Origin of the sequence: Kosakonia sp. R1.Fl (assembly GCF_023516815.1) — a bacterium.
Classification (GTDB): Bacteria; Pseudomonadota; Gammaproteobacteria; order Enterobacterales; family Enterobacteriaceae; genus Kosakonia.
In genome coordinates this window covers 1575001-1592399 of record NZ_JAMGSQ010000001.1, presented here as the reverse complement: position 1 = coordinate 1592399, position 17399 = coordinate 1575001, and the positions used below count along the sequence as shown (strand labels likewise).

The window sequence follows — 17399 nt, the reverse complement described above, 5'->3', positions numbered from 1 at the left end:
TGAATGGAGCTATCCGGGTAATGAATGGGTTGAGAGATTATCACATCAGGAGGAAGCATGGCGACGAGAATAGAATTTCAAAAGCATGGTGGGCCTGAGGTGCTTAAAGCGGTTGAGTTCACCCCCGCAGCGCCAGCGGAAAACGAAGTGCAGGTAGAAAATAAAGCCATTGGCATCAACTATATCGATACCTATATCCGTAGCGGATTATATCCGCCGCCAGCGTTACCAAGCGGGCTGGGCACCGAAGCGGCAGGCGTGGTAAGCAAAGTGGGCAGCGGCGTCACGCAGGTGAAAGTGGGCGATCGCGTGGTGTATGCGCAATCGGGCCTGGGTGCGTATAGCTCGGTGCATAACGTTTTGGCGGATAAAGTCGCGGTGCTGCCGAACGCGATCTCCTTCGAGCAAGCGGCGGCGTCATTCCTGAAGGGGCTGACGGTGTTTTATCTGCTGCGCAAAACCTATGAAATCAAGCCAGATGAAATGTTCCTGTTCCATGCTGCCGCCGGTGGTGTCGGGTTGATTGCCTGCCAGTGGGCAAAAGCCCTTGGCGCGAAGCTGATTGGTACCGTGGGTTCCGCGCAAAAAGCGCAGCGCGCGTTGCAGGCAGGTGCCTGGCAGGTGATCAACTACAGCGAAGAGAATGTGGTGGAACGTGTCAAAGAACTCACCGGCGGTAAAAAGGTGGCGGTGGTGTACGACTCGGTGGGGAAAGACACCTGGGAAACGTCGCTTGATTGTCTGCGACGTCGCGGATTGATGGTGAGCTTTGGCAACTCTTCCGGCCCGGTTACCGGCGTGAATCTGGGTATTCTTAACCAGAAAGGCTCGCTCTACGCCACGCGCCCTTCCCTCAATGGCTATGTCACTAACCGGGAAGAGTTGCAGGAAGCCAGTAATGAGCTGTTTTCGCTGATTGCCAGCGGGGTTATCAAAGTGGATGTGGCCGAGAGCCAGAAGTTCGCGCTGCACGATGCACAGCGGGCGCATGAAGTGCTGGAGAGTCGGGCGACGCAGGGCTCCAGTCTGTTGATCCCTTAAGCTAAGTACCTGAAAGAATTAGGGCTTCCCGTGGGAAGCCCTTTCTTTTTTAGTTCGGCTGCATTGTAGGGTACAGCGCGATGAATTCGTTAACGTCGCGATAGTGACAGATTTAATAAGTAAATCCTATTCGGTTCTAAGCAATGTACCGGGAAAAGTCTTCGGTATGTGACGAACCACGCAATACTTTAGTAACGCCAACGGTTATTGCGTTGATAACGTGGGACCTTCGGTTCTTTCACGGCACGGATAATCCAGACAACGGCGACGGCCAGCAGCAGCCATGGCAATAGCTTGATCATCAATGCGAAAAGCCCGCCGAGGAACATAACAGCCGTTGCCACCAGCAGCGCTGCGATGATGCCCAGCAGCGAAACGCCGGTCACCAGCAACATGATAAAAAAGCCCACGATAAACAGTAATTCCAGCATGATGGATCTCCCAAAGAGGTAACTTCCCGGTTATTACAAGAACCATGCCAGGGAAAATTAGCTTATTTATCAATAAAAAAGCTCCGCAACAGAAGGCGGAGCTTAGTGAATTTGACTACCTTTTGGTGAAACTTTAACGCTTTGACGCCACCAGGTTGAGCGCGTGTTCCACTACCGCGATATCCGCACCGGCTTTATGCGCATTTTCACTCAGATAACGACGCCACTGGCGCGCGCCAGGAACGCCCTGAAACAGCCCCAGCATATGCCGCGTGATATGCCCGAGATACGCGCCCTGGCTCAGTTCGCGCTCAATGTAGGGGTACATGGCGCGCACCACGGCGACCGGATCGGCATCCGCCACGTCTGCGCCAAAGATCTCGCGGTCAACAGACGCCAGCATGCCAGGGTTCTGATACGCTTCGCGACCCACCATCACGCCATCCATATGCTCCAGATGCGCTTTGGCTTCTTCCAGCGATTTGATACCGCCGTTAATCGCCATTGTCAGGTGCGGAAAATCACGCTTCAACTGATAAACGCGAGGGTAATCCAGCGGTGGAATTTCGCGGTTCTCTTTCGGGCTTAACCCTGAAAGCCACGCTTTGCGCGCATGGATGATAAAACTTTCACATTCGCCTTTTCCGGCCACGGTGCCAATAAAGTCGCAGAGAAATTCGTAGCTGTCCTGATCGTCAATGCCAATACGCGTTTTGACAGTGACCGGAATCGATACCACATCACGCATCGCTTTGATGCAATCCGCCACCAGTTGCGCTTCGCCCATCAGGCATGCGCCGAAACGGCCATTCTGCACGCGATCGGACGGACACCCAACGTTGAGGTTAATTTCATCATAGCCGCGCGCTTCGGCCAGCTTCGCACAATGGGCAAGCTGCGCCGGATCGCTACCGCCGAGCTGCAACGCCACCGGATGTTCTTCTTCGCTATACGCCAGGTAATCGCCCTTGCCATGAATGATGGCACCGGTGGTGACCATTTCGGTGTAGAGCAACGTCTGGCGCGACAGCAGGCGCAAGAAGTAGCGGCAATGTCTGTCCGTCCAGTCAAGCATCGGCGCAATGGAGAAACGATGGGCAGGAAAAGTAGCGGACTGATTGTGTGGCAGCATGGCGAATATTTAAGCATCGAATGAAAAAGGGGCGCTACTATAGCACAGGCAAAACCGGAGGCGCAGCGCCTCCGGCTAAACCTTAGAATGTGACGCTCAGCTGTGCGCCTGCGCCCCAGGTTTCATCTTCACCAACCAGCCCCATCAAATCGACATGGACACGGTTAAACGGTGCAAAACCGACACCGCCAGTGAAGACGTTTTTATCATCACCTTTCACATCCGCGCGGTAACCGGCCCGCACCGCCAGCCAGCTAAGCGGGCGAACTTCCGCACCAACGCCCACGTACTGGGAGTTTTTCTCGCTCTTAAAGCCTTTGGTTTCGGTTAAATCCCCATCGGCGCTTAATGTCACCAGCTCATTATGCCAGGCCGCGCCAGCCGTCACTACCGGGCTAATCTGGTAGGTGTCTTTATAATTGGTGACCACACCGGTTCTACCATTGCGAATTCGAATATTCTGTGTATCGATATCGCGCGAGATAAGGTTGGTGCCGGTTAAGCCCACAGTGATGTTTTCACTAAGATCTGCCGCAGCACCGACATCGATGTTAAAGCCGGTGTCATCGGTGCGATAACGGCTGTCTCTCAGGTCGCTGCTCTTATAGTCATAAATAGACGCGGTGTAGTTGTAGACCCACGTTTTTTGCAGTTTCGGCGTCACGCCAAGGGACAACGGCACGCCAGCGACTTCAAACTGGCGCGCCATGGCGATACCAAAGTCGGAGACAATTGCCGCACGGCCCGCTGCGGTAGAGTTGAGGTTTTTGGTGATCTCTTCGCTACCGTTTGGCGAAACCACCGCGCCTAACGCTTCGCCTACTGCAAAACCGGTGTTGTTCTGAATATTGCGCAGGTAATCAATATCCTGTTGATCGATATTCGAGCTAACGCGAGCGTGCGCATACGCTTTGGTGACAAAAGCCAGCGAGAGCACATCATTTGGAATGCTGACCGCAATGCCTGCGGCAGCTTTGGCCTGCGCGGTTTTGCCTTTCAGGAACACCAGTTCGTCAGCCAGATCTTTCGCCGCTGCCTGGAACTGATTGACCGTGCCAATCGGGTTGGCAATGATCTGCGCAGCGGTCAGGTTATCGACCACATCCTTGTAACCATCAATTTTGTCATTGATGTTATCGATTTCATCGCGAAGGTTATCTTTGTCGGTAATTTGCGCCTGAACGCTCGGCAGGATAATCGTGACGTCATCTTCCGGCTTGGCTTTCGCCAGCAACGCCGGGTTGATGAGTGCTCCACTACCATAATTTGCCGATGCAACACCCGTTCCTCCCATTGCATCGTTACGTGCTTCTGCCCAGGTATTGGCTGCTCCTGCTTGATTTGCCGCAAAGAAGGAGACAGCGATAGCGACCACTGAAAGTTTACGTTTTTTATTCACAATATGTGTCTCGTAGCCAGATGAGTTTTTTTAAGCCTGTTTATTTTAAAAGAAACAGGAATTCACTATTGCTGCGAACAACGACCAAAAAAGAAGCTAAATCATGTGAACGTACAGGATATATATGAACGCTATAGTTATTGAGGAAACTCTCAATATTTATAGAAGAGGAAATTCGTTTCGGGAAGGAAAGTGAGAAAAGGAGTTTACGGGCGGCGATCTCGGTGTTTTGGGCAGGACATGGTAAAGTGTGGGTTTCTATTTCCCCGACCAGAGAGCGCAAATGGATAAGACCACTTCGCAAGAGATGTTAGTGCAGGCTGAAAAGCTGTGCGCGCAGCGCAACGTGCGCCTGACTCCCCAGCGCCTTGAAGTGTTGCGATTACTGAGCCTGCAACAAGGGGCGATCAGCGCCTATGATTTGCTTGATCTGCTGCGCGTAAGCGAACCGCAAGCAAAACCGCCGACAGTTTATCGCGCGCTTGATTTTCTGCTGGAGCAAGGGTTTGTTCACAAAGTTGAGTCCACGAACAGCTATGTGCTGTGCCACCTTTTTGATCAGCCGACGCATACTTCTGCGATGTTCATTTGCGACCGCTGTGGTTCGGTGAAAGAAGAACAGGCCGAAGGGGTGGAAGATATTATGCATGCGCTGGCGGCGAAAATGGGTTTTGCCCTGCGCCATAATGTCATTGAAGCCCATGGTCTGTGTGCGGCTTGTGTGGAAGTGGAAGCCTGCCGCCATCACGATCACTGCCAACATGATCACAGCGTTCCGCTAAAGAAAAAACCGCGATAATAGTCTCTCGTTTTTTATCGGCTATTTATTACCTACCACACAGCCCACCAGGTTTCGCATTTTAACTGCGGCGAGCAAGCGCATACTGTGGCAGCCCTAGGTCAGGCAAACTGTTGGTAAAAGGAGATAGACAGCGGGATGCGATAAGAACGCAAAATCTGGAAGCTTGTAAGCCAAATCAATGCGGTTCGAGCTAATAGATGTGGAATCTGGAGGGGTGGTACATCCTTGTACCTTCGGGCAGGGTAGCCTTCAGAGGGTTAACACATTTGAGGGGATGTGTTGGCTACCAACGGTAATCATTACGCGTTTCCCAGTCCGTCACCTCTTTTTCTGCCTGATCTTTCGCGTAACCGTAACGTTCCTGGATTTTACCCACCAACTGATCACGTTTACCTTCAATGATCGTCATATCGTCATCGGTGAGCTTGCCCCATTTCTCTTTTACAGTACCTTTAAACTGTTTCCAGTTACCGCCGACTTCGTCTTTATTCATCATGGACTCCTTATCGTTCGGTTTAATAAAATGACGTTCTCGCCGTGCTGAACGTACTGATTATTGTAGTCATGGATTCGGCATTATGAATTTTATTCGGAATCTTTAACCATCTAACAAGATAAAAGCAGCGTAAACGAGGCGAGAAAATCGGAACACTAAAGCAGGGAATAATGCGCTATTAGGAAGGATCGCTGGCAGCAAACCAACTGTTGTTGCGCCAGTGACGACGCCATACCAGCGCCAGCGTCAGCCCACGCAGAGCAAGGAACACAGCGAGCGACAACCACAAACCGTGATTACCCAAAACAGGCACGGTGAGTAGCGTAACGGCAAACCCTGCCGCCGCCACCGCCATGCTGTTACGCATTTCGGCCGCGCGCGTTGCACCCACAAACATTCCGTCCAGCAGATAACACCACACTCCCACTAGCGGTAAGATGACCTGCCAAATCAGATAATGCCCGGCAAGCTGTTGCAGGGCGGGGAGCGACGTTAACAACGCGATAATTTGCTTACCCGCCACCGCATACACAACGGCAAAGAACAGCGCCACCAGCCCGGCCTGCCGGCAAGCAGCCCGCCAGATATGCATCAATTGACTGCCGTCTCTGGCACCGTAAGCCTGCCCGGAGTGCGCCTCAACCGCGTAGGCGAAACCATCGAGCGCATAGGCGGTAAAGGTCAAAAACATCATCAGCACCGCGTTTGCCGCCACCGTCTCATCCCCGAGCCGTGCACCAAACACCGTTATCGAACCAAAGCAAAGTTGCAGCAGCAGCGAACGCAGCATGATATCGCGGTTCAGCGCCAGCAAACGCCGCACGCCGCCGCGCCATGCATTTTTCAGTGTCAGTAATGGAATGCCGCGCATCACCAGTACGTGTCGCACCATCCATAAGCCAATGGCGAAGGTGGCATATTCCGCGATGACCGTGGCAAGCGCCGCACCTTGCACATTCATATGCAGCCCCATGACCAACCACAGATCGAGCACGATGTTGAGCAGGTTCCCCACCACCAGCAATACCACCGGTGCACGCGCATACTGCACGCCGAGCAACCAACCGAGCAACACCAGATTGCCCAGCGAAGCGGGCGCACTCAACCAGCGAATATCCAGGAACCGTCGCGCCTGTTCCAGCACCGCCTCGCTACCGCCAGTGATATGCAGCGCCAGATCGATAAGTGGCGTGCGCAGCAGAGTAATGAACACACCGGCTCCAAGCCCCAGCAGCAAAGGCTGGACTAACGCACGCGCCAGCGCGGGCGCATTCTTCGCGCCGAACGCCTGAGCTGTTAGCCCGGTGGTGCTCATGCGCAAAAAAAGCAGCAGCATAAAGAGAAAACTGGTCGCCGTTGCGCCAATCGCTACGCCGCCCAGGTAAACCGGGCTGTCCAGATGCCCCACTACCGCCGTATCCACCAGCCCCAGCAACGGGACAGTGATATTCGAGAAGATCATCGGCAGCGCAAGCCGCCAGAGCGCTTTGTCAGATGCGGTTAGCAGTGGCATGGTTTGAAAGTGAAATTTAATGAGGGAAAAGAGGAGATCGCTGCGGAACCTGAACCCGCCCCGCAGCAAAGCAAATGTGCGTTACAGCCACGCGCCATTACGAATGACACCGACCGCTAACCCTTCGATGGTGAAGTTTTGATCGCGCAGATCGACAACGATCGGGGAAAACTCGCTGTTTTCCGGCAACAGCTCGACGGTGTTACCCTGCTTTTTCAAACGCTTGACGGTCACTTCGTCTTCAATACGCGCAACAACAACCTGGCCGTTACGCACATCCTGCGTTTTGTGCACCGCCAGCAGATCGCCATCCATAATGCCAATGTCACGCATCGACATGCCGCTAACGCGCAGCAGGAAATCTGCATGAGGTTTAAAGAGGCTCGGATCAACCTGGTAATGGCCTTCGATATGCTGCTGAGCCAGCAGCGGCTCACCCGCAGCGACGCGACCAATCAGCGGCAAGCCAATATCGTCCTCTTCTTCTTCAAGCAGCAGGCGAAGACCGCGTGATGCGCCAGATACGATTTCGATAACCCCTTTGCGCGCCAGCGCTTTGAGGTGTTCTTCCGCCGCATTTGGGGAACGGAACCCCAATTGCTGTGCGATTTCCGCACGCGTTGGTGGCATACCGGTTTGAGTGATGCGATCGCGAATAAGATCGAACACCTCTTGCTGCCTGGCCGTTAATGCTTTCATCCCGCCCCCTGGGTGTATATACAGTTATGCTGTGAGTATATACAGCTAAAGGCGATTTTGGAACCAAATTTAAGCAAAAAACCAGGGCGTTATCGAATTCTGGAAGCGTTATCGAAAATGTGACCAGAGTAATGCGATCCAGGTGAACAGCGCCAGCAGGATGGACATCAGCACCGCCGCCGACCCCATATCCTTCGCCCGCCCGGAAAGTTCATGGAATTCCGAACCAATTCTGTCTACCACGGCTTCGATGGCACTGTTCAAAATTTCGACAATCATTACCAGCGTCACAGAACCAATCAGCAGTACGCGCGTCATTGTGTCAATATCGAGCCAGCAAGCGATTATAATTGCCAGGATAACCGCAACGGACTCCTGACGAAATGCCGCTTCATTAATCCAGGCGGCGCGAACGCCTTTCCAGGAGTATCCAGCGGCTTTAATGATCCGGGTGAAACCGGTGGTATTATTAGCCATTTAAAAGAACCTTTTTATTAAATTGGCGTCAATGTCTCAGCAAGCGCGCAGCGGTACAACAGAAATTATGTGCGCTTTCTGATATTCTTGCGGCGCAATGGCACTATTAACCAGAGGCTTTACATCCTTTATGTCCGGCTGGCCACGAATTTACTACAAATTACTGAATTTACCATTAAGCGTGCTGGTAAAAAGTAAATCGATCCCCGCAGAACCTGCACAGGAACTGGGTCTCGATACATCACGCCCCATCATGTACGTGCTGCCTTATAACTCAAAGGCAGACTTACTGACTTTACGCGCGCAGTGTCTGGCGCATGAGTTGCCCGATCCGCTGGAACCGCTGGAAATCGACGGCGCGTTGCTGCCACGTTTCGTGTTTATCCACGGCGGCCCGCGCGTGTTCACCTATTACGCGCCGAAAGAGGAGTCGATCAAGCTGTTCCACGACTACCTGGATCTACACCGCAGCCATCCCGATTTGGATGTGCAAATGGTGCCGGTATCGGTGATGTTTGGCCGTTCACCTGGGCGAGAAAAAGGCGAAATTAACCCGCCGCTGCGCATGCTGAACGGCATCCAGAAATTCTTTGCTGTTTCCTGGCTTGGCCGCGACAGCTTTGTGCGTTTCTCACCACCGGTTTCGCTGCGCCGTATGGCGACCGAGCACGGCACAGATAAAATTATCGCGCAGAAACTGGCGCGCGTGGCACGTATGCACTTTGCCCGCCAGCGTCTGGCCGCAGTAGGCCCGCGCCTGCCGGCGCGTCAGGATTTATTTAACAAATTGCTCTCTTCCAAAGCGATTGCCCGCGCGGTCGAAGATGAAGCGCGCAGCAAAAAAATCTCCCATGATAAAGCGCAGCAAAACGCCATCGCGCTGATGGAAGAGATCGCCGCGAACTTCTCCTACGAGATGATCCGCCTGACGGACCGCATTCTGGGTTTTACCTGGAACCGTCTCTATCAGGGCATCAATGTGCATAATGCGGAGCGCGTACGCCAGCTGGCGCACGACGGCCATGAAATTGTCTATGTGCCCTGCCATCGCAGCCATATGGACTACTTGTTGCTCTCCTATGTGCTCTATCACCAGGGGCTGGTACCGCCGCATATCGCTGCCGGTATCAACCTGAATTTTTGGCCCGCCGGGCCGATTTTCCGCCGCCTGGGCGCTTTCTTCATTCGCCGCACCTTTAAAGGTAACAAGCTTTATTCCACCGTGTTCCGTGAATATCTGGGTGAGCTGTTTAGCCGTGGTTATTCGGTGGAGTACTTCGTTGAAGGTGGACGTTCGCGCACCGGGCGTTTGCTGGATCCGAAAACCGGTACGCTGTCGATGACCATTCAGGCGATGCTGCGCGGCGGTACGCGCCCCATCACGCTGGTGCCGATTTATATCGGGTATGAACACGTGATGGAAGTGGGCACTTACGCCAAAGAGCTGCGTGGCGCGACAAAAGAGAAAGAGAGCCTGTTGCAGATGCTGCGTGGTTTAAGCAAGCTGCGTAACCTCGGTCAGGGCTATGTGAACTTCGGCGAACCCATTCCGCTGATGAACTACCTGAACCATCATGTTCCCGAGTGGCGCGAAGCCATCGATCCGATTGAATCCATCCGCCCGGCGTGGTTAACACCAACGGTGAACACCATTGCCGCTGACCTGATGGTGCGCATCAACAACGCCGGTGCGGCTAACGCTATGAACCTGTGTTGTACCGCGCTGCTGGCCTCACGCCAGCGTTCACTGACGCGCGAGCAACTGACCGAGCAGCTAAGCTGTTATCTCGAGCTGATGCGCAACGTGCCTTATTCGCCGGATTCGACCACGCCGTCGGCCAGCGCCAGCGAGCTTATCGACCACGCGCTGCAGATGAACAAGTTCGAAGTCGAGAAAGACACCATCGGCGATATCATCATTCTGCCGCGTGAACAGGCGGTGTTGATGACGTATTACCGCAATAACATTGCGCATATGCTGATGCTGCCGTCGCTGCTGGCGGCGATTGTCACCCAGCATCGCGCTATCTCCCGTAGCGAGATCCTGCGCCACGTCGAGTTACTTTACCCGATGCTGAAAGCCGAGCTGTTCCTGCGCTGGGAAAAAGCGGAGCTGGCGCAAGTGCTGGAGAACCTGATGCAAGAGCTGCTGCGCCAGGGCTTGTTGACGGTGAAAGACGATCGTCTGAGCATCAATCCGGCGCACTCCCGCACCTTGCAACTGCTGGCGGCAGGCGCGCGCGAAACCTTACAGCGTTACGCCATTACTTTCTGGCTGCTGAGCGCCAATCCGGCGATGAACCGCAGCACGCTGGAAAAAGAGAGCCGCACGCTGGCGCAGCGCTTGTCGGTACTGCACGGCATCAACGCGCCGGAGTTCTTCGATAAAGCGGTATTCAGTACGCTGGTGCTGACGCTGCGCGATGAAGGTTATATCAGCGATACCGGCGATGCGGATCCGGCACGTACCTTAAACGTGTACCAGATGCTGGCGGACTTGATAACGTCGGATGTGCGTCTGACGATTGAGAGCGCGACGCAAGCGGAAGCGTGACAGGAAATTTTCCCCTCTCTTCCCGGAGAGGGGAAAAAACTCAAGGCAAATGCAGATAACTCAACGCCAGCCCTAAAAACAGCACCAGCCCAACATAGTTATTGTTCATAAACGCTTTAAAACAGGCATCACGGTCACGCCTGGCAATCAACGTTTGCTGATAAACAAACAGCGCACCGGCGATCAGCACCGTCCCGTAGTAGGTCCAGCCCAGCCCATTCAGCCAGCCAATCGACGCCATCAGCACCAGCACTGCCACCTGCAATATCCCGATAATCAGCTTGTCGAAACGACCAAACAGAATTGCCGTCGACTTGATGCCAATCTTCACATCATCGTCACGGTCAACCATCGCATACTGCGTGTCATACGCGACTGCCCACAGGATATTGGCGAGGAACATGATCCAGCAGCTCAGCGGCACAGATTCACTCACGGCAGCAAACGCCATCGGAATCGACCAGCCGAACGCCGCCCCGAGCACCACCTGCGGCAGATGCGTATAGCGCTTCATAAACGGGTAAACCCACGCCAGCGCCAGCGCCGCGACGGAGAGCAAAATGGTCATGACATTCAGCGTCAGCACCAGCGCGAAGGCCAGCAGCACCAGCACCACAAACAGAACGCGCGCTTCGTTTTCCGTTACTGCGCCGCTTGGCAACGGGCGATTTGCCGTGCGTTTAACATGACCATCAAATTTACGATCCGCATAGTCATTGACGACACAACCGGCAGCGCGCATCAGCCAGACGCCCGCGACAAAAACCAGCAAAATCCACAGCGGCGGTACGCCCGGCGTCGCCACCCACAGCGCCCACAGCGTTGGCCACAGCAGCAGCAAAGCGCCAATTGGTTTGTCCGTACGCATAAGCCTGTGAAAGGCCAACAGCTTAGTCTGCGTGAGACTCCACTCCATTTTCTTTTTCCTCTTAGTACAGCGGCGATGCAGGCAAAAACAGTTCGGTCAGCATCAGCGGTTTTCCGCCCAGACGCAGACGGGAACGGCGTCCCCAGAGCTGCTCATGACGACCAATTTCAATAAAGTCACGCGTAAGCGTAGATGAGGTAAAGAGATATCGCCCAAGCGGCGTTTTACCCAGGGTTTGCAGCGCCAGTTCCGGGCCGCTCAGCGTAGATTCGGGCACCACGGTGCGTCCGGCGAGCCAGGGTTCCCCGTCGGCGCAGAGAATAATTTCCCGCAACCAGTAACGATCCTCCTTCGGCAGACTGTCGCGCTCTTCGGAGATCTCATCCACCGTCACAAAGCCTTCCCGAATCAGCGTAACGCTGACCGTCTTGCCTTGCTGCTCAAAACGTTTGGTCATCGAATCTTCCAGCAACAGCCACTCGAGCAGTTGCGGTTCAAGCGCGGGAATTGCGTCTACGTAGCGCAGCGCACGCAGTTGCGTAAGCGCAGGGTGTGACATGCCTTACTCTCCGGTACATAACGTAGCGTTATTGTATCGCAGAACCGGCGCACGGGGCGGGGAAACTTCATTCAGTTTTCATCAGCGCAACAGATGCGCAACAGCGCGCATCTGCGCCGGAAAAAAAGGTGCGTCAGGCGACGCACCAGTTGCTGCAAATATCAGCATTGTGGGGAGAGATTACCCCTTGCCTTTTACACTGCTGATAAAAGTGGCACGGGCGGATTTCGACCCGAGGCGTTCTGCTTCATTCAATAATTTCAGCGCCTTATCAATATCACCTTTAGCAGCGGCTTGTTTGATGGCCTGGTTAAAGTAGCTCTCTGTATCGTTGAGCATCGGCTCGCTTTTCGCCACTGGCGCAGGAGCCGCAGCGGGCGCGACGGCAGGCGCCGGTTGCGTGTTGTAAGCCGGTGCAGCGGTATTGCCCACGGTAACGGAAGCCGGGCCAGAAGAGCCAAACAGCGGGCCGACTAATATGCTGGAAGAGGAAGAGGTGCTGGCTTTCAGCGCCAGTGAACCTGCCACGCCATGGCGGGCAATCGGATCGGGAATATCCGGTACGGCGTTGCCGTTACCTTTGGCATAAGCTTTAGCCGGATCTACCATCTGCGTGGTTTTTTGCAGATCTTTTTGCGTGGTAAATACCAGCAGATAAAGTTTCTGCTGACCCAACGCCGGGGTCAGTTTCATCGTGCCTTCTAAACGGTTATCCGACATCACGCCCGGCTCCTGGTACGCAAAGAAGCTGGACGGGAAAAATGCTGCAGGGGTGAAGTTCTGATCAAGTACCAGCACGTTGGGCGCATAAACGCTCTCGTTGTTCACTTTGCTGGTCAATGTAATGTTCAATTCGCCAATATTCGCCGGAACGCTATAGGCCATCACCGGGCCAGTAATATCACCGGCGTTCAGCGTCTGCCCGGCAGCAGAGACATCGCTGGTCAGCGTTTGCGAAGGTGAAACCGGTGTCCAGTGCAGTTGTTGAAGCGTTGAAGCAGGAATAGACGGTGCTGCAGAGACATCCTGCGGCACGATATTTATAGCAGCCAGGCTCACAGCGGGAGCCGCAGCCAGCAGCCCTGCGGATAAGCAGAGCGCGACGAGACTTTTTTTCATTTTCATTATGATCACCTTGATTGCGCGGTGAGCGTTGGCCAGGCAATAGCGCGCGTCACCTAAGATTGAGGGGCTTGCGCCCCTCATTTGGTCATTACAGCGGGTGTTTAAGTATTACCACCAGATTTCCATCTGGGCGCCGAAGGTCCACTCGTCGTCGTTACCACGACTATTGGTGCCAAAGCCAAACGGTGTAGTCGCGCCATTGCTCGCAGCCAGGGAAGAGGTGTTGCCATCGGCGTCCGTTTTAACGTAACCCCATTTCTCATCCCACTTGGCGTAGGTAGCGAAAACGCGGATTGCCGGACGAGACCAGATGCTGTCGCCCGCCTGCCACTGTTGCGCCAGGGTGATTTTGTACTGACTGTTACGATCGCCGGTTTGCTGGGATTTCACGTTGTCGTAGCCCACTTCCATCAACGTGCTCATGATCGGCGTCCATTTGTACATCGGGCGGACACCCACGGTGTACCAGGTGTTGCCTTGTTTGTTGTCACGATCGGTGTCCTGATACATACCGACGTACATCAAATCCCACTTCTCAGCGAGGTTGATAGCACCGTGATCCAGTACGCGGATCAGGTGACCGTCGTTATCCACAGCGCCGCCGCGAGCCTGGCCTTTACCCTGTGAAATCATCGCGTCGGTGGCGTACTGCACCACGAACTTGTTGTAACCCTTCATCATGCTCTGGGTATGTTCAGCAGTGAACATCCAGCCATCTTTCGATGCGCCCGGCTCCAGGTAATAGTCGTCAGGAATGTTGGTGTGACCGTAGTCAACGCCAAGTTCCAGCATACCGTTCGGGTTGGTCGCCATCTGCGCTAAACGCACATCGAAGACATCGTTTGGCACTTTGTTGTTATACGTGCGCAGGCCGGTGTTCGGATCGCGATCGCCAAAGGCAGAAGAACCACCCAGCTCAGAAGAACGCGTTGCGGCCAGAGAGAGTTTACCGATGCCAACGTCAATATTTTCAATACCTGCACCCGGGCCGGAAATATCCCAGTAGTAGAAGTCGATCATATGTACGTCATGGCGCTGATAGAAACGCTTACCGGCCCAGATGTTGGCGCCTGGCAGGGAGTCGATCAGGTTTTTACCCACTACGTTAAATTCGCGAACCGCTGGTACGTTGTCGTTTTCCCAGTCGTTCAGCTGTGCGGTTTTATAGGCGATGTTAGAGTCAAAATAGAAGCTTTTATCCGCCTCTTTCCAGACTTCCTGACCTAATTTAATTTCCGCATAGGTTTCGCATTCGTTACCGAGACGGTATTTGGCATCCGCACCGGTAGCCTGGAAGCATTGCTGCTCGCCGCCGCTGCCGGTCCAGCCAATCCCCGAACGGGCGTAACCTTTGAAATCAACAGCACCCGCCTGTGCAGACAGTACGCCTGCCGCGATGGCGAGAGCCAGTGGAAGTTTGCGCAGAGTAATCATCGTTCTATCTCCTGAGCTTGCTTTTCTTTTTTTACACATCCCCCTTCGCGCTATCTCTTTATTGGCTGCCGTCATGAATCCCGGCCTGGTACGGTTGTACGTTGCCGGAGAGTCATCACGTTGCCGCCTCGACATAATGCGAATGGCTTTGTGTAAACGCTTTGTGGGGTACGCTTAAACGCCCGGCTCTTTATGTAACCGGCGGCAGGCGGTGCCATCTTCACGGAACAGATGGCAACGCTCCGGCGGTAAGCCGATGGCGAATGTGGCACCCTCTTCTACCAGCACCACGTCGTTCTGGCGGTAGACCAGGTTCTGACGTATTGCAGGGATCTGGATATGAATTTGTGATTCGTGACCAAGCTGTTCGACGACCTGAACTTCGCCCTCCAGCGTGACATCGGCGATGTCACTGGGCAGCAGATGCTCCGGGCGGATGCCCAAAGACATATTTGCGCCGACCTGCACATTGGCGCTGTCCACCGGCAGCCACACGCGCTGGCGGTTAGGCAGCTCAACCTGAACCTGTTCAATGGCGGTAGAGGTCACTTTTACCGGCAGGAAGTTCATCTTCGGCGAGCCGATAAAACCGGCGACAAAACGGTCTGCCGGGTAGTGATACAGCTCCAGCGGTTTACCCACTTGCGCCACGCGCCCGGCATCGAGCACCACGATTTTGTCGGCCAGCGTCATCGCTTCCACCTGATCGTGGGTGACGTAAATCATCGTGCGGCCAAGACGTTTGTGCAGACGGGAGATCTCAATACGCATCTGCACACGCAGGGCGGCATCAAGGTTGGAGAGAGGTTCATCAAGCAAGAAAACGCGGGGTTCAGCCACCAGCGTACGACCGATCGCCACACGCTGACGCTGACCGCCAGAAAGGGCTTTCGGTTTGCGATCCAGTAAATGCGCCAGTTGCAGCACTTCCGCGACTTGCGTGACGCGCGATTTGATCATCTCTTTTTTCGCGCCCGCTAACTTCAGGCCGAAAGACATATTTTCCGCAACCGACAAATGCGGATAGAGCGCGTAGGACTGAAACACCATGCCAACGCCGCGTTCTGCGGGAGGAACCTCATTCATGCGGGTATCGCCAATCAGCAAATCCCCGCTGGTGATGGTTTCCAGCCCGGCAATCATGCGCAGCAGCGTCGATTTACCACAGCCTGACGGACCGACAAACACCACGAATTCTCCTTCGTGGATGTCGAGACTGATGTCTTTCGACACCACCACATCGCCCCAGGCTTTCGTTACATTACGCAGCTGTACGCTCGCCATGCCCTTCTCCCTTCGTTACAACCTGTCACCAACAGAAACATTCAACGTGGGCTGACTATGGAGCATCGATTCAGCGGGCGAATCCTCCACCCCCCTGGTTTTTTGTGGGGGAGGAGGCGGGAGGATGAGAACAATGTCTCTGCCCCCTGGACAGGCGGGCTGCGGGCATTTTCGTGATGGGCTCTGCAAAAATCGGCGCTTTTTTATGTGCGCTAACACACATAATGCAAATCTCTGTAACAGAGATCACACAAATCGCCCCAGGGGCGTAGGGTTAAGGAGGATGAGAAGCGCTTGTCAAAAAAGGAGACTAATCCCGTCGAACTACCTTGAGCGTATCCACGAGCACATCACCTAAAGGACGGGATATATGAAAATCAAAACAGGCGCACGCATCCTCGCTTTGTCCGCAGTGGCGACGATGATGTTTTCCGCCTCTGCCCTCGCCAAAATCGAAGAAGGTAAGCTGGTCATTTGGATCAACGGCGACAAAGGCTATAACGGCCTTGCCGAAGTGGGTAAGAAATTTGAGAAAGACACCGGCATTAAAGTCACCGTAGAACACCCGGATAAACTGGAAGAGAAATTCCCGCAGGTTGCTGCAACCGGCGACGGCCCGGACATTATTTTCTGGGCGCACGACCGCTTTGGCGGCTATGCGCAATCCGGTCTGCTGGCGGAAGTCACCCCGGATAAAGCCTTCCAGGAGAAGCTGTTCCCCTTCACATGGGACGCGGTACGTTACAACGGTAAGCTGATTGCCTACCCGATTGCGGTCGAATCTTTATCACTGATTTACAACAAAGACCTCGTGCCGAACCCGCCAAAAACCTGGGAAGAGATCCCGGCGCTGGATAAACAGCTGAAAGCGAAAGGTAAGAGCGCGTTGATGTTCAACCTCCAAGAACCGTACTTCACCTGGCCGCTGATTGCCGCCGACGGCGGTTACGCCTTCAAGTTTGAAAACGGCAAATATGACGTGAAAGATGTCGGCGTCGATAACGCAGGCGCGAAAGCCGGTCTTAGCTTCCTCGTGAAGCTGATTAAAGACAAACACATGAATGCCGACACGGATTACTCAATTGCAGAAGCGGCGTTTAACAAAGGTGAAACCGCGATGACCATCAATGGTCCGTGGGCGTGGGCCAATATTGATAAGAGCAAAGTCAACTACGGCGTCGCGCTGCTGCCAACCTTTAAAGGTAAGCCTTCTAAACCGTTCGTTGGCGTGCTGAGCGCAGGCATCAACGCCGCCAGCCCGAACAAAGAGCTGGCGAAAGAGTTCCTCGAAAACTATCTGCTGACCGATCAAGGCCTGGCAGACGTTAACAAGGACAAACCGCTGGGTGCAGTCGCGCTGAAATCCTATCAGGATCAGTTAGCGAAAGACCAACGTATCGCCGCGACCATGGATAACGCGAAAACCGGTGAAATTATGCCGAACATCCCGCAAATGGCCGCCTTCTGGTACGCCACACGCACCGCGGTTATCAACGCCGTTAGCGATCGCCAGACCGTCGACGCCGCGCTGAAAGACGCCCAGGGTCGTATTACCAAGTAAAAATGTGAATGCCTTATCCCCGCA

General features: G+C 54.2%; 16 protein-coding genes. 4 read left to right on the top strand and 12 right to left on the bottom strand.

Going from position 1 to position 17399, the window contains the following annotated elements:
• The first annotated feature begins 57 nt into the window (after nucleotides 1-57).
• A complete protein-coding gene (locus M8Q36_RS07525; RefSeq protein ID WP_175274415.1) occupies nucleotides 58-1041 on the top strand; it encodes a quinone oxidoreductase in 984 nt (327 codons plus the stop codon).
• Nucleotides 1042-1229: 188 nt separating this feature from the next.
• Here M8Q36_RS07525 and pspG read toward each other — a convergent pair whose 3' ends face one another.
• The 3 genes from pspG to M8Q36_RS07510 form a co-directional block, all read right to left on the bottom strand.
• Entirely contained in the window at nucleotides 1230-1472 is a 243-nt protein-coding gene (gene pspG, locus M8Q36_RS07520; protein ID WP_086873915.1) for an envelope stress response protein PspG, read from the bottom strand.
• Between the two features lie 133 nt (nucleotides 1473-1605).
• Nucleotides 1606-2604, bottom strand: a complete 999-nt coding sequence (dusA, locus tag M8Q36_RS07515) for a tRNA dihydrouridine(20/20a) synthase DusA (RefSeq protein ID WP_249880480.1) — start codon at nucleotides 2602-2604, stop codon at nucleotides 1606-1608.
• Nucleotides 2605-2686: 82 nt separating this feature from the next.
• A complete protein-coding gene (locus M8Q36_RS07510; protein WP_249880479.1) occupies nucleotides 2687-4003 on the bottom strand; it encodes a conjugal transfer protein TraF in 1317 nt (438 codons plus the stop codon).
• Nucleotides 4004-4286: 283 nt separating this feature from the next.
• On the opposite strand from M8Q36_RS07510, the gene zur reads away from it, so the two are divergent.
• Nucleotides 4287-4802 (top strand): zinc uptake transcriptional repressor Zur, encoded by a 516-nt coding sequence (zur, locus tag M8Q36_RS07505; RefSeq protein ID WP_065369851.1) that lies wholly within the window; start codon nucleotides 4287-4289, stop codon nucleotides 4800-4802.
• Between the two features lie 286 nt (nucleotides 4803-5088).
• On the opposite strand, the gene M8Q36_RS07500 is transcribed toward zur, so the two are convergent.
• From M8Q36_RS07500 to M8Q36_RS07485, 4 genes are all read right to left on the bottom strand, one after another.
• Nucleotides 5089-5298: a CsbD family protein gene (locus tag M8Q36_RS07500; protein ID WP_007372427.1), complete on the bottom strand. Its 210-nt coding sequence runs from the start codon at nucleotides 5296-5298 to the stop codon at nucleotides 5089-5091.
• Nucleotides 5299-5479: 181 nt separating this feature from the next.
• Nucleotides 5480-6814 carry an MATE family efflux transporter DinF gene (gene dinF, locus M8Q36_RS07495; RefSeq protein WP_249880478.1) on the bottom strand — a complete coding sequence of 445 codons (1335 nt, stop codon included), beginning with the start codon at nucleotides 6812-6814 and terminating at the stop codon, nucleotides 5480-5482.
• 81 nt (nucleotides 6815-6895) lie between these two features.
• The gene (gene lexA, locus M8Q36_RS07490; protein ID WP_017459437.1) at nucleotides 6896-7513 is read right to left on the bottom strand and encodes a transcriptional repressor LexA; all 618 of its coding nucleotides are present in this window, start codon (nucleotides 7511-7513) and stop codon (nucleotides 6896-6898) included.
• Between the two features lie 108 nt (nucleotides 7514-7621).
• The gene (locus M8Q36_RS07485) at nucleotides 7622-7990 is read right to left on the bottom strand and encodes a diacylglycerol kinase (protein WP_020456113.1); all 369 of its coding nucleotides are present in this window, start codon (nucleotides 7988-7990) and stop codon (nucleotides 7622-7624) included.
• A gap of 130 nt (nucleotides 7991-8120) precedes the next feature.
• Here M8Q36_RS07485 and plsB point away from each other — a divergent pair, with 130 nt between their 5' ends.
• Entirely contained in the window at nucleotides 8121-10544 is a 2424-nt protein-coding gene (plsB, locus tag M8Q36_RS07480; protein WP_249880477.1) for a glycerol-3-phosphate 1-O-acyltransferase PlsB, read from the top strand.
• A gap of 40 nt (nucleotides 10545-10584) precedes the next feature.
• Here the strand turns inward: plsB and ubiA are convergent, their stop codons facing one another.
• The 5 genes from ubiA to malK form a co-directional block, all read right to left on the bottom strand.
• The gene (gene ubiA / locus M8Q36_RS07475) at nucleotides 10585-11460 is read right to left on the bottom strand and encodes a 4-hydroxybenzoate octaprenyltransferase (RefSeq protein ID WP_249880476.1); all 876 of its coding nucleotides are present in this window, start codon (nucleotides 11458-11460) and stop codon (nucleotides 10585-10587) included.
• A gap of 13 nt (nucleotides 11461-11473) precedes the next feature.
• Nucleotides 11474-11971, bottom strand: a complete 498-nt coding sequence (ubiC, locus tag M8Q36_RS07470) for a chorismate lyase (RefSeq protein WP_249880475.1) — start codon at nucleotides 11969-11971, stop codon at nucleotides 11474-11476.
• Between the two features lie 180 nt (nucleotides 11972-12151).
• Nucleotides 12152-13096: a maltose operon protein MalM gene (malM, locus tag M8Q36_RS07465; RefSeq protein WP_249880474.1), complete on the bottom strand. Its 945-nt coding sequence runs from the start codon at nucleotides 13094-13096 to the stop codon at nucleotides 12152-12154.
• Between the two features lie 108 nt (nucleotides 13097-13204).
• On the bottom strand, nucleotides 13205-14530 hold the full coding sequence (locus M8Q36_RS07460) for a maltoporin (RefSeq protein WP_249880473.1): 1326 nt from the start codon (nucleotides 14528-14530) through the stop codon (nucleotides 13205-13207).
• Between the two features lie 174 nt (nucleotides 14531-14704).
• The gene (gene malK, locus M8Q36_RS07455; RefSeq protein ID WP_249880472.1) at nucleotides 14705-15814 is read right to left on the bottom strand and encodes a maltose/maltodextrin ABC transporter ATP-binding protein MalK; all 1110 of its coding nucleotides are present in this window, start codon (nucleotides 15812-15814) and stop codon (nucleotides 14705-14707) included.
• Nucleotides 15815-16184: 370 nt separating this feature from the next.
• Between malK and malE the strand changes: the two genes are divergently transcribed.
• Complete coding sequence (gene malE / locus M8Q36_RS07450) at nucleotides 16185-17375, top strand: maltose/maltodextrin ABC transporter substrate-binding protein MalE (protein ID WP_249880471.1); 1191 nt, start codon at nucleotides 16185-16187, stop codon at nucleotides 17373-17375.
• Nucleotides 17376-17399 lie beyond the last annotated feature (24 nt).

Coding starts and splice junctions, on each gene's coding strand:
- M8Q36_RS07525 (WP_175274415.1), top strand. CDS start 58: ATGGCGACGAGAATAGAATTTCAAAAGCATGGTGGGCCTGAGGTGCTT.
- pspG (WP_086873915.1), bottom strand. CDS start 1,472: ATGCTGGAATTACTGTTTATCGTGGGCTTTTTTATCATGTTGCTGGTG.
- dusA (WP_249880480.1), bottom strand. CDS start 2,604: ATGCTGCCACACAATCAGTCCGCTACTTTTCCTGCCCATCGTTTCTCC.
- zur (WP_065369851.1), top strand. CDS start 4,287: ATGGATAAGACCACTTCGCAAGAGATGTTAGTGCAGGCTGAAAAGCTG.
- M8Q36_RS07500 (WP_007372427.1), bottom strand. CDS start 5,298: ATGAATAAAGACGAAGTCGGCGGTAACTGGAAACAGTTTAAAGGTACT.
- dinF (WP_249880478.1), bottom strand. CDS start 6,814: ATGCCACTGCTAACCGCATCTGACAAAGCGCTCTGGCGGCTTGCGCTG.
- lexA (WP_017459437.1), bottom strand. CDS start 7,513: ATGAAAGCATTAACGGCCAGGCAGCAAGAGGTGTTCGATCTTATTCGC.
- M8Q36_RS07485 (WP_020456113.1), bottom strand. CDS start 7,990: ATGGCTAATAATACCACCGGTTTCACCCGGATCATTAAAGCCGCTGGA.
- plsB (WP_249880477.1), top strand. CDS start 8,121: ATGTCCGGCTGGCCACGAATTTACTACAAATTACTGAATTTACCATTA.
- ubiA (WP_249880476.1), bottom strand. CDS start 11,460: ATGGAGTGGAGTCTCACGCAGACTAAGCTGTTGGCCTTTCACAGGCTT.
- ubiC (WP_249880475.1), bottom strand. CDS start 11,971: ATGTCACACCCTGCGCTTACGCAACTGCGTGCGCTGCGCTACGTAGAC.
- malM (WP_249880474.1), bottom strand. CDS start 13,096: ATGAAAATGAAAAAAAGTCTCGTCGCGCTCTGCTTATCCGCAGGGCTG.
- M8Q36_RS07460 (WP_249880473.1), bottom strand. CDS start 14,530: ATGATTACTCTGCGCAAACTTCCACTGGCTCTCGCCATCGCGGCAGGC.
- malK (WP_249880472.1), bottom strand. CDS start 15,814: ATGGCGAGCGTACAGCTGCGTAATGTAACGAAAGCCTGGGGCGATGTG.
- malE (WP_249880471.1), top strand. CDS start 16,185: ATGAAAATCAAAACAGGCGCACGCATCCTCGCTTTGTCCGCAGTGGCG.